General features: G+C 32.4%; 18 protein-coding genes. 7 read left to right on the forward strand and 11 right to left on the reverse strand.

Features of this window, described 5'->3' with window-relative positions; genetic code table 11:
- Positions 1-92 precede the first annotated feature (92 nt).
- Together Q1J40_RS07275 and Q1J40_RS07280 are read left to right on the forward strand one after the other, a co-directional pair.
- Positions 93-1,112 carry a TrmH family RNA methyltransferase gene (locus Q1J40_RS07275; protein WP_301099445.1) on the forward strand — a complete coding sequence of 340 codons (1,020 nt, stop codon included), beginning with the start codon at positions 93-95 and terminating at the stop codon, positions 1,110-1,112.
- Between the two features lie 155 nt (positions 1,113-1,267).
- Complete coding sequence (locus Q1J40_RS07280) at positions 1,268-1,681, forward strand: transcriptional regulator (protein ID WP_301099446.1); 414 nt, start codon at positions 1,268-1,270, stop codon at positions 1,679-1,681.
- Here the strand turns inward: Q1J40_RS07280 and Q1J40_RS07285 are convergent, their stop codons facing one another.
- Together Q1J40_RS07285 and Q1J40_RS07290 are read right to left on the reverse strand one after the other, a co-directional pair.
- Entirely contained in the window at positions 1,682-2,116 is a 435-nt protein-coding gene (locus Q1J40_RS07285) for a DNA repair protein (RefSeq protein WP_301099447.1), read from the reverse strand.
- Entirely contained in the window at positions 2,116-3,150 is a 1,035-nt protein-coding gene (locus Q1J40_RS07290; RefSeq protein WP_301099448.1) for an IS1595 family transposase, read from the reverse strand. The genes Q1J40_RS07285 and Q1J40_RS07290 overlap by 1 nt, the downstream gene beginning before the upstream one ends.
- A 103-nt stretch (positions 3,151-3,253) precedes the next feature.
- Between Q1J40_RS07290 and Q1J40_RS07295 the strand changes: the two genes are divergently transcribed.
- From Q1J40_RS07295 to Q1J40_RS07310, 4 genes are read left to right on the forward strand one after another with little or no spacing between them, the layout of a single operon-like run.
- Entirely contained in the window at positions 3,254-3,589 is a 336-nt protein-coding gene (locus Q1J40_RS07295; RefSeq protein ID WP_301099449.1) for a helix-turn-helix domain-containing protein, read from the forward strand.
- 60 nt (positions 3,590-3,649) lie between these two features.
- Positions 3,650-4,750 (forward strand): adenine-specific methyltransferase EcoRI family protein, encoded by a 1,101-nt coding sequence (locus tag Q1J40_RS07300; protein ID WP_301099450.1) that lies wholly within the window; start codon positions 3,650-3,652, stop codon positions 4,748-4,750.
- Between the two features lie 9 nt (positions 4,751-4,759).
- Positions 4,760-5,638 (forward strand): hypothetical protein, encoded by an 879-nt coding sequence (locus Q1J40_RS07305; RefSeq protein ID WP_301099451.1) that lies wholly within the window; start codon positions 4,760-4,762, stop codon positions 5,636-5,638.
- Positions 5,639-5,640: 2 nt separating this feature from the next.
- Positions 5,641-6,804, forward strand: coding sequence for a GmrSD restriction endonuclease domain-containing protein (locus tag Q1J40_RS07310; RefSeq protein ID WP_301099452.1), 1,164 nt, complete (start codon positions 5,641-5,643; stop codon positions 6,802-6,804).
- A gap of 405 nt (positions 6,805-7,209) precedes the next feature.
- Here Q1J40_RS07310 and Q1J40_RS07315 read toward each other — a convergent pair whose 3' ends face one another.
- A complete protein-coding gene (locus Q1J40_RS07315; RefSeq protein ID WP_301099453.1) occupies positions 7,210-7,764 on the reverse strand; it encodes a hypothetical protein in 555 nt (184 codons plus the stop codon).
- A gap of 94 nt (positions 7,765-7,858) precedes the next feature.
- The gene (locus Q1J40_RS07320; protein ID WP_301099454.1) at positions 7,859-8,080 is read right to left on the reverse strand and encodes a tRNA delta(2)-isopentenylpyrophosphate transferase; all 222 of its coding nucleotides are present in this window, start codon (positions 8,078-8,080) and stop codon (positions 7,859-7,861) included.
- A gap of 656 nt (positions 8,081-8,736) precedes the next feature.
- Here Q1J40_RS07320 and Q1J40_RS07325 point away from each other — a divergent pair.
- Positions 8,737-9,852, forward strand: coding sequence for an IS1595 family transposase (locus Q1J40_RS07325; RefSeq protein WP_301099455.1), 1,116 nt, complete (start codon positions 8,737-8,739; stop codon positions 9,850-9,852).
- 287 nt (positions 9,853-10,139) lie between these two features.
- On the opposite strand, the gene Q1J40_RS07330 is transcribed toward Q1J40_RS07325, so the two are convergent.
- The 7 genes from Q1J40_RS07330 to ruvA all read right to left on the reverse strand — a co-directional run bounded on the left by Q1J40_RS07330 (position 10,140) and on the right by ruvA (position 18,916).
- Positions 10,140-11,735 carry an ABC transporter ATP-binding protein gene (locus tag Q1J40_RS07330; RefSeq protein WP_301099456.1) on the reverse strand — a complete coding sequence of 532 codons (1,596 nt, stop codon included), beginning with the start codon at positions 11,733-11,735 and terminating at the stop codon, positions 10,140-10,142.
- Between the two features lie 11 nt (positions 11,736-11,746).
- Positions 11,747-12,667, reverse strand: a complete 921-nt coding sequence (gene oppC, locus Q1J40_RS07335) for an oligopeptide ABC transporter permease OppC (RefSeq protein ID WP_301099457.1) — start codon at positions 12,665-12,667, stop codon at positions 11,747-11,749.
- A gap of 10 nt (positions 12,668-12,677) precedes the next feature.
- A complete protein-coding gene (gene oppB, locus Q1J40_RS07340; protein ID WP_301099458.1) occupies positions 12,678-13,601 on the reverse strand; it encodes an oligopeptide ABC transporter permease OppB in 924 nt (307 codons plus the stop codon).
- 92 nt (positions 13,602-13,693) lie between these two features.
- Positions 13,694-15,331 carry an ABC transporter substrate-binding protein gene (locus Q1J40_RS07345; RefSeq protein WP_301099459.1) on the reverse strand — a complete coding sequence of 546 codons (1,638 nt, stop codon included), beginning with the start codon at positions 15,329-15,331 and terminating at the stop codon, positions 13,694-13,696.
- A gap of 179 nt (positions 15,332-15,510) precedes the next feature.
- On the reverse strand, positions 15,511-17,148 hold the full coding sequence (locus tag Q1J40_RS07350) for an ABC transporter substrate-binding protein (protein ID WP_301099460.1): 1,638 nt from the start codon (positions 17,146-17,148) through the stop codon (positions 15,511-15,513).
- Between the two features lie 138 nt (positions 17,149-17,286).
- Positions 17,287-18,291, reverse strand: coding sequence for a Holliday junction branch migration DNA helicase RuvB (gene ruvB, locus Q1J40_RS07355; RefSeq protein ID WP_301099461.1), 1,005 nt, complete (start codon positions 18,289-18,291; stop codon positions 17,287-17,289).
- 16 nt (positions 18,292-18,307) lie between these two features.
- Positions 18,308-18,916 carry a Holliday junction branch migration protein RuvA gene (gene ruvA / locus Q1J40_RS07360; RefSeq protein ID WP_301099462.1) on the reverse strand — a complete coding sequence of 203 codons (609 nt, stop codon included), beginning with the start codon at positions 18,914-18,916 and terminating at the stop codon, positions 18,308-18,310.
- Positions 18,917-19,115: the final 199 nt, after the last annotated feature.

Consider the following 19,115-nt stretch of genomic DNA (forward strand, 5'->3'; position numbering starts at 1 on the left):
ATAGCCTAAGTAAAAAAGCCTATTAAGCAATTATTTATATCTGTTATACTGCCTCCTAATAATTCCACTATTCTTAATTAATTCAGTAAACTATGAATACAAAATTCACACAAAAAGCTCCTCGATTCAAAACTGCAGAAGAGCGTAAAACCCCTAAATTTAAATCAGAACGTGATAAAAATGGGGCTTCTTATTCAAGAAATTCTCATAGGGAGAAGAGATCAAATAATTACCATCAGAAAACTCACCACGATATTTATCCACAAGAAGCGAAAAAAATAGGTAAAGAAGGCACGGTTAAAATTAGTGTAAAAGGCCGAACAAACAGTAATGAAAAGAAAACGGGTCCACTTTCACCTAGAGCACCAGAAAAAATTCGTAATAACCGTGCCACAGAGATGAAAATATATGGTGAAAATGCTTGCCATACTCTATTTCAACAACGTCCTGAAGCGATAGTTAGACTATGGGCAACAGTTGAAGGAGCAAAAAAAGCAGGCGATTTGCTGAGTTATTTAGCGGAGAATAAAAAAGCCTACCATGTTGTTGATAGCGAAGAAATGGAACGTGTTACTGGTACTGAACATCATGGTGGAATTTGCTTATTAGTAAAAAAAGCAACACCATTTTCATTGGAAGGCTACTTACAAATTGCTCGTCAAAGAGATTGTTTAGTGCTTTTAGATGGAGTAAATAACGCCCAAAATGTTGGAGGAGTGATCCGTACTTGTGCATTTTATGGTGTAAAAGGCATTATTGTAGAGCAGAATGATTTACTCAATTCAAGTAGTGCAGCTCGTGTGGCTGAAGGCGGATTAGAGTTTGTTCATGCTCTAGAAACTAAACATAAACAAATTGCATTGACTCAGCTACGCAATGCAGGATATCAAATTGTCCATTTAACTCGTCAAAAACAAACACCTTCATTAGCAAAAACAAATTTATCTGAGAAAATTGTTTTTGTGTTAAGTGAAGTTGTACCGAGTGAAATTGAATATCCTGAAGATACAAATGTGCAACTCTCTTTTTTAAATCCACTTAATAGCGGATTAAACATTGCAGTGAATAGCGGTATATTACTTGCTCATTGGTACCAAAATCATTTAGTTTAAAGAAAAACTGAATATAACAACTAATAAAAGCCCCTAATAAACAAGCGGTCAGATCTGCAAAATATTTCGGTATTATGTAGCAGTTGCACAAAGATTTATCTCAATGTTTCTGCTACATTTTTTCTTACTTCGTTGTCATTTAAGGGTAAGAAAAAATGAATACATTAGAAAAACTATTGATTGAAGAAATTTCACTTGCAGAACGAGAAAGAGATCAATGTGAAGCAAAGATAAAGGGATTGAATCAGAAAATTTTGGACTATCGGACAGCTTTGAACCACGCAAGGGATTCAGATTTTTCATTAAACAAGAAAGCTAGAAATATCCGTTTTCAGTCATCACCACGTCAATTAGTGGCTCATATTCTTAAAAAGCAACCAGAAAAATGGTTTCATACGAATGAAATTACTCTACAAGCACTGAAATTAGATAATCAATCTACTGATAACGGTGTGCAACGTTTACATTTACAAACTATTCACAGCACGCTAAATCATCTTGTGAAACATTCGCTAGTTGAGAAAAAGCTAGAAGGAAAAATATGTTATTGGCGTTTACAGGCAAGATAGCTACACTTTCAATTTCCACCGTATATCAATCACACTGTTTTCCAATCGTTCTACTACGCCTTTATTGAGCCAATACTTCAAAGCTCCACGCATAGAAACTGTATGTTGCGGTTGAATGATTGGCTCTTGTCCATCTCTAATAAGAATCAACTTAATCAATTCATTGACAGTAAAGTAATGATTTGGCTTTGCCTTCATTTCAAGTAGAATCATTTGACGTAATTTGCCTTTGAAATGGCGTTTATGACTTTGATAGGTATAAAGCTCCGTATCATATTCATCGGTTAATGCTTCTTCTTGCATAACTTCAATAGCAGCTTTTAGTTTTTCTATATTACTTTCTACTAGGGAAAGGTGTTCTAAGACCTGCTTTCGTTCACGTTGCAAGCGGTCAATTTTTGCCTGAATTTGACTTAAATAGATTTTCTTTGCCATTACATTATTAATCGTTCTACTTGTCTATGATTACCTTGCCAATATCCTTTCCAGTGATTATCTGATGAGGTGATGAGACATTTACTGGTAACATCATTGAAAATGGTTAAATTATCCTGTTTGCGAGTATCTTCACGGTACGCTACTTCGTTGGCATAGTTATCGAGATAAATGTTACTCATTTTATGGACTTGTCCGTAATACATACGTTTAAACCGTGCAAAATAACTTTCGGCAAGGTTGTTCGTAATCCTTGCATCACTACAATATTCACGTTGGTGATTAACTCGTTGTAAATCGTAATTTACTATCAATTCGTCATAAGCCGAATTTTCGTCCGTATGAATACGACTGTTTGGCTCAATATATGTATGAGCTAATTTCTTCACGGTTTCAGTATTTTCAGAAATAATTGGAAAAGTGATGGTTTTCTTAGCCCCCACGAGATTTGGATTATTTAAGGTATCTAGTTCAGAATAACGCTCACGCATAACCAAGACTGCACGTTTGTTTGGATTAGCATTGGCTTTTAGTCGTCTATCCACACGCTCACTTTTCTTATTCTTTGGACGTGTGGATGAATGCACATAAGTACCGTCAATATGTACTTCGCCTGACAATGGGAAAAGTTTACGTTGCTCGATTAGGCTCTCACGAATCTTATGAGCCAACGTAAAAGCAGTTTTATACTGTACATTCAAATCACGAGAGAGTTGGCAAGCAGAAATGCCTTTTACCGCATTCACAAATAAAGCAATAGCGAATAAATAGGTTTGAATCGGTAGCTTATGGTTCGCAAAAATCGTACCTGACGTAATACTAAAGGTATGCTTACAATATTTACACCGCCACTGCTTACGAGTAGAGATAAAATAGGCTTGATGTTGTACACTGCATTTAGGGCAAACTTGTTCATTTTCACTTCTCCAGCGTAATTTATGCAATAAAGAAAATGCAGCTGCATCAGATAGACGAGCTATTTTTATAGGCGACAGTGTTCGAGCTTTACTGGTTAAGAGAAAGTGAGATGCCATATTGCAGTTATACCTTGATTAAATTAAAATATGAAATATAATGCATATAAATTATGCATATAATATCATAAACGTTCACTTTAAACAAGGAAAATATGAAATAATGTGCATATCAGAAAGATTAAAAAAAATTTTAGAAGTAAAAGGCATAAGCGTAAAAGAGTTTTCAGAACTTACAGGAATATCTTATCGTTCTGCAATGAACTATCTTAATGAAGGACGTGATCCAAATGTAGATGGATTGGTGAAAATTCATGAAGCATTAGGAATTAGTATAACTTGGTTATTAACAGGTAAAGGGGCAATGTTTCAATTGGTAGAGAAAGAAAGTGATATGTCCAACCAAGAGGAAAAATTGATCGCTGATTACCGTTTAATGCCTGAAAATCTTAAAGAAGCCTTTGCAATTTCTTTCAAAGAAATTTCTACAAAACAATAAAATTACTTGCCCCTGTAAATAACAAAATATGGTCTATATTTTCACTAAAAAGGTTAAAAAATGTCCACCAATAAAAACTTCAATCTCTCTAATGCAAAAAAAGCTAAAAATGATGAATTTTATACTCAATATGTTGATATTGAAAAAGAAATGCAAGCATATTTAGATTATGATGAAAATATCTTTCGTAATAAGACCATTTTATTGCCTTGTGATGATCCTGAATGGAGTCATTATACTAAATATTTTGTACAAAATTTCTCTCGTTTAGGTCTAAAAAAGCTAATAAGCACAAGTTATGCTTATACTAGTAAGCAAATAAACTCTAGTTATAGACCTTCATTACTTGAAATAAATAGTTCTAATTTTAATGAGCAAAAATCAAAAACAAAAGGAAAAATTTTCACTTTAGTTAAAGAAACTAATAGTAAAAAAATAATAAATTTTGAAGATTTAAAATGGCATTATATGGATGGCGATGGTGATTTTAGAAGTGATGAAGTAAAATCCTTAAGAGATGAAGCTGATATTATTATCACTAACCCACCATTTTCATTATTTAGAGAATTTATTTCATGGATTATAAGTGCTAATAAAAAATTTTCTATTATAGGTAATATGAATGCTGTTACATACAAAGAAGTATTCCCATTGATAGCTAAAAATAAAATATGGCTTGGTGCAACAATTAATAGTGGAGATAGAGAATTTCAGGTACCTAATTCTTATCCACTTAAAGCGGCAGGATTTAGAATTGATAATGAAGGTAATAAATATATCAGAGTAAAGGGAGTTAGATGGTTTACTAATTTAGAGCATGGAAGAAGGCATCAACCATTACAATTAATGACTCTTTCTGATAACATAAGATTTAACAAACAAATTGCTAATAAAAATGCTTATGAACAATATGATAATTACAAAGCAATAGAAATACCCAAAACTAATGCAATCCCATCAGATTATCAAGGAATAATGGGAGTGCCGATTAGTTTTTTAGATAAGTATAATCCTGACCAATTTGAAATACTTGGAATGGATTTTTACATTAAAGAGGGGATTCTTAGCAATTTAGCCATAAAATCTTGGCAAGGGAAATATGATCGTGCTTATATAAATGGAAAACGTTCTTACTCACGAATCTTAATCAAACATAAATAAAAGGTAAAAATGGAAATAATTTATATAAATTGCACCAATGAAGAATTACTTAAAGATTCTAATGACGAGATAATAACTCATAAATTTTCTAATCTACCATTTCGTCTTCAAAGAATAGTTCTTAAAAACAACAACAAATATTCCGTAAATATAATTAATAAAGTAAAAGAACGCATTAAAAATATGAAGTTTAACGTTGCTGATTCATCAGGGAAAGAAAGATGTCTCAAAGATGTTCACTTAAAATCTTTTTGTGGAATGATTGCAGAGCAATTATGTTATGAAATTCTTAATTTCTATAATCAAAATGATAATGTTGATATAACATTAGATGATTCAAATAGTTCAATTAATCAAATAGACTTGAGAGTACTAAAAAAATGGAAGGATAATAAATCTATTGAACAAAGTGTTGAAAGAACAATTGAAGTTAGATCTTCATTTCCATTCTGTTCTATAGAAAAAGCTATTGCGAAAAATTTTGATATCTTAGGATATTATACTAATAATATAAAAAAAATAGAAATAGAAAAAGATTTTTATTTACGTTTTTTATTTAAACTTGATTATAATAAATCAGATTTTATTATAAATAAAAATGGTTCTATTGATTATAGTGCAACAACAGTTAATATTTTATCAAAACACTACTTTGATGAAAAATTTGATTTAAAAAAAGAATTATATATTTACTTTATTGGTGGTGTAACAAAACATATGATGTTAGATGATAGTATTGCATATGATGGCTCTATGAACTCTATTAATTTTAATCAAAATAATTCTGGTAAATATAGAAAAGTTAAAGCTAGAAATGCTTTAGATTGCATTTCTATTATTCAGCTAATACTAAATGTGATTACCAATGAAGCTGAAGAAGGAAAATAAAAATGATAACTAAATTAAAACATGATATTACTATTGGAGATATTTGTAAGGGGTTTATTTATAATGAATTAGAAGGTAAAGGGGTATTTGATTTATCAGGAAAACTAACCATTCAGCCAGAATATCAACGTAACTATATTTATGCAAAAGAAAATAAAGATATTGATGTTATTGATTCCATATTGAAAGGTTACCCATTGGGATTGATTTATTTTAACAAAACAGGTGATGATACTTATGAAGTTCTAGATGGACAACAAAGAATTACGAGTATTGGTAGATTTGTTACTAATAAATTTGCAATAAAAGATGAAAATGGTAATTATCAGAATTTTTTTAGTTTGTCACAGGATAAACAGGAAAAAATTTTATCCACTACTTTACTAATTTATGAATGTGAAGGATCTGAAAGTGAAATTAAAGAATGGTTCAAAACAATTAATATTGCAGGAATCCCTCTTACTGAACAAGAATTATTAAATGCTATCTATTCTGGAAAGTTTGTAACTATTGCTAAATCTGAATTTAGTAATAGTCAAAATACTAATATAAAAAAATGGGAAAATTATATTAAAGGAAACCCACTTAGACAAGATTATTTGGCAACAGCATTAAATTGGGTAAGTAATGGTAATATTAGTAAATATATGAGTGACCATAGAAATGATGACAATATTAATGAATTAAAAAATTATTTTTATACTGTAATCAATTGGGTATCAACAACTTTTATTTCTTTAAAAAAGGAAATGAAAGGATTGGAGTGGGGTAGATTATATAAATTATATAAAGATATACCTTATAATCCTGAAGATATTGACATAAAGTTAAAGGAATTATATGAAGATCCCTATATAAAAAATCAAAAAGGGATTTTTGAATACTTGCTTGGAGGAGAACAAGATAAAAAATTGTTAGATATTCGTATATTCGATAATGCTACTAAAAAACTAGTTTATAAAAAACAAACAGAAGAAGCTGAAATTCAAAAAAAATCCAATTGTCCTTTATGTGCAATTAGTGATAACAGTAACAAAACTAAAATTTGGTCACAAAAAGAAATGGATGCCGATCATGTCACACCATGGATTAAAGGAGGTGTAACAACTATAGAAAACTGCCAAATGTTATGCATTACTCATAACAGAGCTAAAGGTAATAGATAGTACTCTATGAAATAACATACTTGTAAGATAAATTTGAGCCTAAAGTTTATCCTTTAAAATTTGGCATAGAAATAGAAGTAGATAAAAAGTATCTGTTTTAATTATTCAAAAATCTTTTATAGACATAATATTATGATATTTTGTCAAGCTATTACGATTATTTGATTTTTTTATATCTTTAAATAAGCATTTTACCCTATTGTGATCTGCTACCCAAAAATTTTACTCTAATCCAACTAATTGAGGAGCCAATTTTTTATACCTACATAAGAGTATCTCTTACATTTCGATTTCATCCATCATAGGTGGCTATATGGGTAAAATCAGCCCCTTTGTGAAGTTTTATTAAAATATCGTTAAATTTTTTCTTATCAAAGATAAGATATTTTTATTATATTTTGTTAGTTAAAATGGCATAGTACCAAGAATTAAATTATACTCAAAGTCATACTTCAGCCGATTAAATATATCTTGATACTCCTTTTTAGTACTACCATCATACTCCCATTCTCCTCTTTTTAAGTATAAATTTTGAAAATTTTCTTTATAAACTATAAGGTTCAACTCGCCCTGCTGACAAATATCATAAAAATCAACTCCATAAGCCTGAAGATATGAAATTCTAAAAGCAAAATCATCTAAAAAACAATCACGAAAATAATATGTATTTTCAGTATATTTACGAAACTTAGAGTTAATTTTATCTCTTGCTTTTGTCCATAATTTCATAAACAAATAAACATCAATCTTAGCTAATTTAGAATAATACTCTATTTTCATTAAGGTTATATCTGACCTAACTTCTTTTCGACTTTCTTCTATTGCACAAATTTCATCATTTAATTTTTCACACTGTATATCAAAATCTTTTACAATATCATTTAATTTTTTAATTTCTTTATTTAATTTTTTAGCTTCATTCTTTATAAGAAACTTATCACTTTTCATATAAATACGCATTATACTTCCCCTTGTTTCATATTAAAAACCTAACACTATTGAATAAATTAAACTAACAATATCCAAAATAGATAAAATATTCATATAAACACATTTATCTACTATATATTTTATCTATTTCTTTCTCTATACGAAATAGCTTACGCCATTCACTTAAATAACGCTTTTCTAACCTATTTCCTTTTACAATAGCTAATCTATAATCGAATCTTTTTAGAATTTGTGGGATGGTTGCAATTTCAATCATTTCATCTGTTTTTTGTTCTTCTTCAAGCCATTGTTTAAATTTTATTTTCAAAGATCGTTCTGTTGTCATCAAAGACTTTTCTCTTAGTTAATAATCATTAGTCATTAGTTTACTAATTGTTCTATTTTTGTCGAGCAATCTGTTTAAATTTTTCGATCAAGATCGCAAATATAAAAAATATCCACCTAAAAACAATTCAGTAGATTACACACTGATAAATGTCTTGTGGTAAGAAATAATTTTTATCTTTACCACGATAATAGGTACTTTTATCAAGTATTATAAATTCATCTCGTTTTGGTCTTTTAATCTCTACATCATGCAAACTGTATAACACCACATAAATCACCATTTGCTCATTTTTGCTTAATTTTGTTTATGTTGGCTTAAACGACTTTTTCTCATATTGGTATATTAACCTAAATGAGATTTTTAGTCGTTATCTAGGAAATTCCCATTTTTAAATAACCATCTCATTGACTTCACTATTATTGTCCCACATTTAATTCGCTTTGAATAGAATTTCTATACGCTCTTTATCCCTCTGGTAATAAATAACATTTGTCTGTTACATTAACGAGTTTATCTTGTTTAGTAGCATAATTATTTGGAATGATTACTGGTATCATGCTACAAAAACACTTTGAGCCGATCTGAAAATTCAGGTGGTGATTTTTTATGTTCAGCGTTTGGCTTTGAGTACCGTGTACACACAAGGAATACGTATGGCACAACATTATCTGCTCTCTAGTAAATCTAAAAATTTAAATTTAAAACAAATCTTCCGTTTAAGTGAAGATGAAGCTTTCCAACTTTTAAAAGCAAACCGTTGGGGAAATCTTAATAATATTCGTGATGTCTGTTGCCCGCATTGTGGCATTCGCCATCACGCTTATTTTCTTAAATCTCGTAAACGTTGGTGCTGCAAACATTGTAAACGCTATTTCTACATTACGACCAACACAGCTTTTGCTTTTCACAAACTCTCTTTTGTTGATATTTTGGCGGCAATTCTTCTTTTTGCTAATGAAGTCAAAGGTATTTCCGCTATTACTATGAGTCGTCATTTAAATATCAACTATAAAACAGCTTTTGTGCTTTGTCATAAATTGCGTGAAGTTCTATTTAAAACTCGTGATTTAAGCCCATTACAAAGCGAAATTCATGAAGATGGAGCGTGGATTAACTTCACGCTACGCAAGCCTAATTTTCGCAAGAATACACAGAAACAAAAGATAAAGTGTCCTAAATTCCGTCCAACTAAACGCTGCATCATCAGCTTAAATCAACGAGCATCTAACGATGATACATTATGGGGTTCAAATCGTACGATTGTGGCAATGGATTACACGGAAAGTGCGAATACGGTATTAGAGTTAAATCATCGTTTTGTTAAAACAGGTAGTGATATTATGTGTGATGAAAATCCTGCTTATAATGGCTTAGATTTTCATTACGTAAGATGGTCGGTCAATCATCATAAAGCGTATAGTTATCAAGGTATCAATAACAATCTTGCCGAATCCTTCAATGCAAGATTCCGTGATTTACATCGTGGTGTTCATCATAAATGTGATAATAAGTACGCTCTACATTACGCCAATCAAGCTGCCTATATGTCAGATAACCGAAAAAAGTCTAATGGCGAGCTGTTCAATGATATTTTGAAACGTTGTCTATGGGTTCTACCATTAAGAGAATGGGTAGGCTATTGGCAAGGAAATCATCGAACACGAGAATTAATTGGTATGACTGCATTCAGCCATGAAGAAATTTCTCAAACCTACTTTAAAAATCTCAATGAGCGAATGAAGTACGAACAAGACTTGTTAGTGGCTTAGATTTAACTACAAAAATAAATTAAAACTTGAATGTTGGAAAAGATGTTTGCCTTTTAAGGTTAAGTAGATTCGTCACGTCTGTGATAAATAAATTTTGTCTAATGTATAGAAAAATGAGTTAGAATTAAGCGAAAGAAATGCCCTTAATCCTGTTTTTAGAGTTAAGAGCATTAGAAATTTTACTTGGGTTGGAACTGCTTTTCGGGTTTTGTGCAACTGCTACATAATACCGAAATATTTTGTAAATCTGACCGCTTGTATTTTTGTTTTTGATAACTTATTCGTTATTACAAGTTAGAGGCTTCAATTAAGCGTCTGGTATAATCATTTTGAGGATTATCGAAGATTTGCTGAACCTCACCACTTTCGATAACTTCACCTTGATTCATCACCATTACTCTATCACTCAATGCTCTCACTACAGACAAATCATGACTGATAAAGATATAACTTAAGCCATATTTTTTCTGTAAATTATTCAGTAACTCTACAACCGTGATCTGTGTTGAACGATCCAATGCGGAAGTTGGTTCATCTAGCAATACGAATCTGGGTTCAAGAATGATGGCACGTGCAATAGCGATACGTTGTCTTTGTCCGCCTGAAAACTCGTGAGGGTAACGATTGATCATTGAAGGAGAAAGATTTACCTCTTCTAATGTTTTCATTACTTTTTCACGACGCTTTTCTTTGCTCATTTTCGGGTAGTGAACAGATAAGCCTTCACCAATAATTTCACCCACTGTCAAGCGAGGAGAAAGGGAATTAAATGGATCTTGGAATACCATTTGCATATCTTTTTTCAATGCTTGGCGATCAGAATCAGATAACTCTGCGATCGTTTCATCTTCAAAGTTAATTTTTCCTTGGTAATCAAGCATCTGCATTATTGCTCTACCTAATGTAGATTTACCCGAACCTGATTCACCAACGATCCCAAGTGTTTCTCCCACTTTAAGATCTAAGGAAATATTTTTAACCGCTTTAAATACCTTTTTAGGTTTTCCAAAGAATGAACGTTTGATCACGTAATCAACATCAATATTCTCAGCTATAATGATTCGTTTTTCATTATCACTTAATGCCGGTTTAATGTTTCTTGGAATTGGCGTCAGTAATTCAATAGTATAAGGATGTTGAGGATTATGGAACACTTTATCTGTTTCACCGTGTTCAATAATTTGCCCTTTTTGCATTACACACACAAAATCACTGTATCGATGCACCAAACGCAAATCATGCGAGATAAGAATAATCGCCATGCCCATGTCACGCTGAAGTTCGTGCATTAAATCTAATATTTCTGCTTGAGTAGTCACATCAAGTGCAGTTGTTGGCTCATCAGCAATCAATAAATCAGGTTTATTAATAATTGCCATTGCAATCATAATACGTTGTAACTGTCCGCCTGAAAATTCATGTGGATAAGATTTCATTTTCTTAACTGCATCAGGAATTTTTACTTTCTCTAGCATCTCTAATGCATGTGCATAAGCCTCTTCTTTACTCATATTTGGATTATGCGTTTTAGTTGCTTCTGAAACCTGTTCACCAATTGTCATAAATGGATTAAGCGAGGTCATTGGCTCTTGGAAAATCATACCAATACGATCGCCTCGCAATGATCTCATTTGATCTTCAGATAATTTTAAAATCTCTTGATCTTCAAAACAAATAGAGGAATCTGCACCATAAGTCACAATATTATCTGGCAATAATTGCATAATTGACATTGAGGTCACAGATTTACCAGAACCAGACTCACCCACAATTGCTAATGTTTGCCCTTTATTGACAGTAAAAGAAACTGAACGTACAGCGTGTACATTTTCTTCATCGGTTTTCAGATAAACGTCTAAATTTTTAACTTCTAATAATTTCATTTCGTTACATCCTATTTGTCTTTTGGATCAAGAGCATCACGCAATCCATCACCGATAAAGTTGAAGCAAAATAATGTTAAGCATAAGAAAAAGGCTGGGAATACTAATAACCAAGGTGAAGTTTCCATTTGTGCCGCACCATCACTTAATAATGCCCCCCAACTACTCATTGGCTCTTGTGTTCCGAGGCCTAAGAAACTTAAGAAAGATTCAAATAAAATAAAACCTGGTACTTCAAGTGAGGCATATACCACAACAATACCTAATACATTTGGGATTATATGTTTCCAAATAATTTGACGTTTTGGCACGCCACACACAATAGCCGCTTCCACAAACTCTTTATTCTTTAATGTAAGTGTTTGTCCACGAACAATACGTGCTAATCCTAACCAAGCAATCAATCCTATTGCCACGAAAATCAATAAAATATTTTGACCAAAAAAAGTAACCAATAAGATTACAAAAAACATAAATGGAAATGAGCTTAAAATTTCAATAAAACGCATCATCACCATATCGGTTTTTCCACCAATGTAACCTGAAATAGCGCCATAAATTGTGCCAATAATTACCGCAATAAATGCACCGGCAACCCCGACCATAAGGGAAACGCGACCACCAATAGCAACACGTACTAATAAATCACGTCCTGAGGAATCCGTTCCAAAGTAGTGCATTGATTCAATACTTGGTGCTGCACTCATCATATTCCAATCGGTATCATCATAAGTGAAAGGCATTAAAGAAGGGGCAAAAGCAATAAATAATATGATTAATACAAGGGTAACTAAACTCGCTACTGCAGCCTTATTGCGAAAAAATCGACGACGAGCATCTTGCCATAAGCTACGTCCATCAAGTCCCATCTCAGTTGCCTCTACTGCTAGCTCTTCGGCTCTTTTTTGATTCTTCTTATTATCAACTAACATCTTGCATTCCTTATGAATAACGAATCTTTGGATCAATCACCGCATAGAGAATATCTACTACAGCATTAAAGAAAATAGTTAATGAACCGACTAAAATGGTTAAGCTTAATACTAATGAATAATCACGATTCAATGCACCATTTACGAATAATTGTCCAATTCCTGGCAAACCAAATACACTTTCAATTACCATGGAACCTGTGATAATCCCCACAAAAGCAGGTCCTAGATAAGTAATAACTGGAATGAGTGCTGGTTTTAATGCATGCTTAAAAATGATACGTTTAAGCGGTAATCCTTTGGCTCGAGCTGTTCGAATAAAGTTTGAATGTAAGACTTCTATCATTGAACCACGAGTAATACGAGCAATCCCTGCTACATAGCCAATTGTTAGTGAAATAACAGGTAAAATCATGTAATAGAGTTGCCCGCCATTCCACCCTCCTGCTGGTAACCATTTCACATAAATGGCAAAGAAAAGCACTAATAAAGGAGCAAATACGAAACTTGGCATAATTATCCCAGTCATTGCAAAAGACATTACCAGATAATCCCATTTACTATTTTGTCTTAATGCAGCAAAAGTACCCGCTAATAAACCAATAACTACGGCAAAGAGAAATGATACTATTCCTAATTTTATTGAAACTGGAAAAGCGGAAGCAATTAAATCATTTACTGTTTGATCTTTATATTTGAATGAAGGTCCAAAATCACCATGAGATAAATCTTCTAAATAGATAAAATATTGCTTATAAAGCGGCTCATTTAAATGATACTTCGCTTCAATATTTGCCATTACCTCTGGTGGATAAGCTCGTTCCGAAGTAAAAGGGCTTCCCGGTGCTAGTCGCATCAGAAAGAAAGAAAAAGTAATTAGAATAAAAAGAGTCGGAATTGCCTCTAAAATCCTTTTCAAAATAAACTTCAACATAGTAAATTCTCCAATTTACGCAACAAAAATAAAACAAGCGGTCAGATTCTATGTAAAATTAACAATATTGAATTCTGACCGCTTAAATACCGCTAGTGTTTAGTAATATATAAGTTTCTTAAGAAAATATGATCTTGAGGGTCTTTACCTTCATAACCTTTAACATAAGGTTTCACTAAACGAACACTCACATAATTATAAATAGGTACAATAGCAAAATCTTTTGCTAATACTGCTTCAGCTCTTGCATAAGCTGCTGCTCTACCATTCGCATCTGCAGCTTTATAAGATTCATCCATCGCAGCATCATATTCAGCGCTTTGGTAGAAGGCAGTATTGTTACTTGAATTAGATAAGAAATAGTTACCAAAGGTTGTAGCTTGATCATAATCTGCACTCCAACCTGCACGAGCTAAATCATAGTTACCTTGGTGACGAGTATCTAAATACGTTTTCCATTCTTGATTCTCAAGTGTTACGTCAACCAAACCTTTTGTATTTGCTTTCCAAATAGAAGCCGCTGCAATTGCCACTTTCTTATGATTTTCGTTAGTATTATACAAAATTGAAAATTTAAGTGGGTTTGATTTACTATAACCCGCTTCTTCTAGTAATTTAATTGCTTGCTCATTACGTTCTTTCATTGGTAATGTTGAATATTCAGGTTGCTGAATTTGATCACCTTCTGAAATATAAGTTGGGGTAAACACATAAGTTGGTATTTGACCTTGTGCCAAGACTTTTTCTGTAATGATGTCACGATCTAGTGCTAAATTTAAAGCTTCACGCACTTTTACATTATCAAATGGTACTTTCTTATTATTAATTTCATAGACATAAGTTGCTAATGTTTTTGCAATAGACACTTCATCTGGAATTTCTTCTTTTAATTTAGTAAATAACTCTGGTGGAAGACCAGAATTAGTAATATCAATTTCACCAGAACGATAACGTTGAATATCCGTAGTACTACTTGGAATTGCCAAGAAAGTCGCTTTATTAATAACAGTTTCTTTATTATTCCAATATAGTGGATTCCGCTCAAATACAACCTTCTCATTAATAACGTGATCAACTAATTTGTAAGCCCCATTTCCGACTATATTGCCATCTTTTACCCAATCATCTCCATATTTTTCAACCACTTTTTTAGGTACAGGCAACACTGATTGATGGCTTGTCATACCTACTAAATAAGGGACTGGATTAGATAATGTCACTTGGAAAGTATGATCATCTAAAGCTTTAACACCTAACTCTTCTGGTTTTTTATTCCCATTAATCACATCTTGTGCATTTACAACTTGTAAATAATCTAAATAACTTGCATAAGGGGAAGCGGTCTCTGGATTAGCTAAGCGTTGCCATGCAAACACAAAATCTTCTGCTGTTACAGGATCGCCATTTGACCATTTTGCTTCCGGGCGAAGCTTAAATGTCCACTGTTTAAAATCAGGAGTACTTTCCCAAGATTCTGCAACGCCTGGAATCACCTTACCATCTGGATTTTTTGTGACTAAACCTTCTAACAATTGGTATTGAATTTCAGATTCTGGCACGCCTTCTGTCTTTTGAGGATCTAAACTTTGTGGCTCTGCCCCATTGTTAATTACAATCTCTTGTGTATCAGCCAACTCTGTTCCTGCAGGAATAACTGCAGCTAAAGTGGATGCTGAAAGTCCTAAAGTAACTGCTGAAGTCAATAATGAAAGAATAAATTTGGTTTGCATAAAAATTCTCCTGTTTAAGTTATTTTATTAGTTTCTACTAATTGATATAGGGAAAAAGTATTTGTAAATTTTTTAATTTTAATAGCTAAAATCATATCAATCCAGTAAATAACAACTTAAAAAATCAATGTGCTAAACAATTAAAAAAAACTATAAATTTTCTAATGGTATAAATATCTTCAATTTTCTTTCGAAATTAAATATAAATTCTTTAACAATATATTATCTAAAGGATCCTTTCCTTCATAACCTTTTACATAAGGTTTTACCAAGCGAACATTTACATAATTATAAACAGGAATTGTACCAAAATCTTTTGCTAAAATATCTTCAGCTTTTGCATAGATCTCGCTTCTTACATCTGTATTGATTGCTTGATAAGCAGAATTAGCCAATCTATCATATTCATCATTTTTATAAAATGCTGTATTACTTGTTGCATTAGATAAAAAATAATTAATAAAGGTTGCAGCTTGATTATAACCGGCACTCCAACCAGCTCGAGCAATATCGTAATTTCCAAGTCTACGGCTATCAAGATATGTTTTCCACTCTTGGTTCTCAAGAGATACTTCAACTAATCCTTGAGTATTATTTTTCCAAATTGATGCTGCAGCAATCGCAATTTTTTTGTGATTTTCGCTAGTATTATACAATAAGGTAAACTTGAGTGGATTAGATTTACTATATCCAGCTTCTTCTAGCAACTTTACTGCTTTTTTATTACGTTCATTTATTGGTAATTTGGAATATTCAGGTTGTCTAATTTTCTCACCTTCAGAAATATAAGTTGGAGTAAATACATAAGTTGGAATTTCACCTTGAGCTAATACTTTATCTGTAATAATTTTTCTGTCTAATGATAAATTCAATGCTTCTCTAACTTTAACATTATTAAATGGTTCTTTTTGGTTATTAATTTCATATGAATAAGTAGATAAAACCTTAGAAATAAATAATTCATTTGGAACCTCTTTTTTTAATTTACTAAATTGTTCTGTAGGCAAACCATAGCTAGTAATGTCTATATCCCCAGCACGATAACGTTGTAAATCGGTACTACCGTTTACTATAGATAAAAAAATTGCTTTATTAATTACCGTTTCTTCATCATTCCAATATAACGGATTACGTTCAAAAACTATCTTTTCATTCACTACATGATCAGCTAGCTTATATGGGCCATTTCCAACAAAATTTTCAATTTTAATCCAGTCATCTCCTTTTTTCTCTACTATTTTTTGTGGTACAGCTAATACTGCTGGATGAAATAACATACTTGTAAAATAAGGAATTGAGTTAACTAGAGAAACTTGAAATGTATGATCATCTAGTGCTTTTACTCCTAAATCAGCGGGATTTTTTTTACCTTTTATTATATCTTGAGCATTTATCACTTGAAGATCATTCAGATAGCTAGCATATAAAGAACCAGTCTTAGGATCAGCTAAACGTCGCCATGAATATACAAAATCATACGCTGTAACAGGATCTCCATTTGACCATTTAGCATTAGACCTAAGTTTAAATGTCCATTGCTTAAAATCATTGTTATGACTCCAAGATTCAGCAGTTCCAGGTAAAATATTTCCAGATGAATCAACTGTAACTAAGCCTTCAAAAAGTTGATAAATAACTTGAGCCTCTGGTACTCCTTGAAACTTATGAGGATCAATACTTTGAGGTTCAGTACTATTATTAATAACAATCTCTTGGTTCTTTGCTAACTTTGTACCATTGGGTACTACTGCAGAAAAAGTAGATGTAGAAAAACCTAGTGAAATTAAAAGGATACCCAATAAATATCTTATTTGCATATCTAACCCCCACATAATTGATTTTTCTTTAATTAGTAGCTTAAAAAAATAATTTTGTAAAGTTTTTATGCAATTAAAATTGGATAATTTGATCTCTTAAGGTTATATCCTAATAATCAATCATTAAAAGAATGCTAATTATTCTATTTTCTTTAACCCTAAATGAGTATAAGTTCTCACTGTTGCTACTCGTCCTCTTGGTGTTCGTTGCAAAAAGCCTTGTTGGATTAAATAAGGTTCAAGCACGTCTTCAATGGTATCCCGTTCTTCTCCAATTGCAGCAGCAAGGTTATCTAAGCCTACAGGTCCTCCATCAAATCGCTCAATCACAGCAGACAATAATTTTCTATCCATAAAATCAAAGCCTTCAGGATCAACGTCTAACATTACCATTGCTTGGGTTGCAATATCTAAGGTAATTGCTCCACCATTACGTACATCAGCAAAATCTCTGACTCGGCGGAGTAAACGATTCGCAATACGAGGGGTTCCTCTCGAACGACGAGCTATTTCATAAGAGGCTTCTGGCGATAAATTCAAATTAAGACAATTAGCACTACGACTAACGATAGTGGTTAAATCATCAATAGAATAAAACTCCAAACGTTGCACAATACCAAAACGATCTCTTAATGGAGAGGTTAATGAGCCTGCACGAGTTGTTGCACCAATTAAAGTGAAAGGAGGCAAATCAAGTTTGATAGAACGAGCGGCAGGGCCTTCACCAATCATAATATCCAACTGATAATCTTCCATTGCTGGATATAAAACCTCTTCAATGGCTGGCGATAGGCGATGAATTTCATCAATAAACAATACATCATAAGGTTCTAAATTAGTTAGCATTGCTGCTAAATCACCCGCTTTTTCAAGTACAGGACCTGAGGTTGTGCGAATATTCACGCCCATTTCATTCGCCACAATATTTGCTAATGTTGTTTTGCCTAATCCTGGAGGACCAAAAATAAGTAGGTGATCTAATGCATCTTGGCGAAGTTTTGCAGCTTGGATAAATATATCCATTTGCTCACGAACAGAGGCTTGCCCCACATAATCATTTAACATTTTCGGACGAATTGCACGATCAATCACTTCATCGTCACGTTTAGGAATGGCACTAATAATACGATCTGCTTCTATCATAATTTATACTAAATCTTTAAAGTGAATTTTTTAGTGCTTCTCGAATGAGTTGTTCACTGGTTTTATCAGAATGGTGTACTTTTTTAATCATCTTTTCTGCATCTGTTGGCTTATAGCCTAATGCAATCAAGGCATCTCTCGCTTCATCTGCTGGTGTTGTCGTACTATTGCTCACAACAAACTGCTCTGTAGATTGCTCAACAAAGAAATCACTTTGAGCCATACCTTTAAATTTACCTTTAAGCTCAACGAGTAAGCGCTCAGCAGTCTTTTTACCAACACCAGGAATTTTCACTAATTTCGCTAATTCTTCTTGCTCTACAGCCGTAGCAAATTGAGAAACTGACATTGCAGATAAAATCGCTAATGCTAATTTAGGCCCAACTCCGTTAGTTTTTATCAATTCTCGAAATAGGGTTCTATCTTGTTTTTGAGCAAACCCAAATAACAAATGAGCATCTTCACGTACAACTAAATGCGTATAAATTACTGCATTTTCACCTACTTGTGGCAAATCGTAAAAACTAGTCATTGGCAGAAAGACTTCATATCCCACACCCTGTACATCAATCACCATTTCAGGAGGTGATTTCTCAATAATTTTGCCCTGTAATCTACCAATCATAATATGTATTTAAAGTTATTGTTGAAAGGTTAAGAATAACTGAAAACTGGATAAAAATACAGATAAAGCGGCCAGTTCTACATTATTTTTTACAAAAAATAACCCGCTAATTGCGGGCTATTTTAAATCTATGATTGGTTTTTATTTTTTGTTATAACTTGGCTCAGAATTACCAAGACTAACGAAAGAATAATCATAA

Source organism: Otariodibacter sp. (assembly GCF_029256985.1).
GTDB lineage: Bacteria > Pseudomonadota > Gammaproteobacteria > Enterobacterales > Pasteurellaceae > Otariodibacter.

Bases quoted from the DNA above. Each gene is read 5' to 3' on its own strand.
- oppC (WP_301099457.1), bottom strand. From the start codon at position 12,667: ATGTTAGTTGATAATAAGAAGAATCAAAAAAGAGCCGAAGAGCTAGCA.
- ruvB (WP_301099461.1), bottom strand. From the start codon at position 18,291: ATGATAGAAGCAGATCGTATTATTAGTGCCATTCCTAAACGTGACGAT.
- Q1J40_RS07330 (WP_301099456.1), bottom strand. From the start codon at position 11,735: ATGAAATTATTAGAAGTTAAAAATTTAGACGTTTATCTGAAAACCGAT.
- Q1J40_RS07310 (WP_301099452.1), top strand. From the start codon at position 5,641: ATGATAACTAAATTAAAACATGATATTACTATTGGAGATATTTGTAAG.
- Q1J40_RS07300 (WP_301099450.1), top strand. From the start codon at position 3,650: ATGTCCACCAATAAAAACTTCAATCTCTCTAATGCAAAAAAAGCTAAA.
- Q1J40_RS07345 (WP_301099459.1), bottom strand. From the start codon at position 15,331: ATGCAAACCAAATTTATTCTTTCATTATTGACTTCAGCAGTTACTTTA.
- Q1J40_RS07350 (WP_301099460.1), bottom strand. From the start codon at position 17,148: ATGCAAATAAGATATTTATTGGGTATCCTTTTAATTTCACTAGGTTTT.
- Q1J40_RS07280 (WP_301099446.1), top strand. From the start codon at position 1,268: ATGAATACATTAGAAAAACTATTGATTGAAGAAATTTCACTTGCAGAA.
- oppB (WP_301099458.1), bottom strand. From the start codon at position 13,601: ATGTTGAAGTTTATTTTGAAAAGGATTTTAGAGGCAATTCCGACTCTT.
- Q1J40_RS07290 (WP_301099448.1), bottom strand. From the start codon at position 3,150: ATGGCATCTCACTTTCTCTTAACCAGTAAAGCTCGAACACTGTCGCCT.
- Q1J40_RS07275 (WP_301099445.1), top strand. From the start codon at position 93: ATGAATACAAAATTCACACAAAAAGCTCCTCGATTCAAAACTGCAGAA.
- Q1J40_RS07285 (WP_301099447.1), bottom strand. From the start codon at position 2,116: ATGGCAAAGAAAATCTATTTAAGTCAAATTCAGGCAAAAATTGACCGC.
- Q1J40_RS07315 (WP_301099453.1), bottom strand. From the start codon at position 7,764: ATGCGTATTTATATGAAAAGTGATAAGTTTCTTATAAAGAATGAAGCT.
- Q1J40_RS07325 (WP_301099455.1), top strand. From the start codon at position 8,737: ATGGCACAACATTATCTGCTCTCTAGTAAATCTAAAAATTTAAATTTA.
- Q1J40_RS07295 (WP_301099449.1), top strand. From the start codon at position 3,254: ATGTGCATATCAGAAAGATTAAAAAAAATTTTAGAAGTAAAAGGCATA.
- Q1J40_RS07320 (WP_301099454.1), bottom strand. From the start codon at position 8,080: ATGACAACAGAACGATCTTTGAAAATAAAATTTAAACAATGGCTTGAA.
- ruvA (WP_301099462.1), bottom strand. From the start codon at position 18,916: ATGATTGGTAGATTACAGGGCAAAATTATTGAGAAATCACCTCCTGAA.
- Q1J40_RS07305 (WP_301099451.1), top strand. From the start codon at position 4,760: ATGGAAATAATTTATATAAATTGCACCAATGAAGAATTACTTAAAGAT.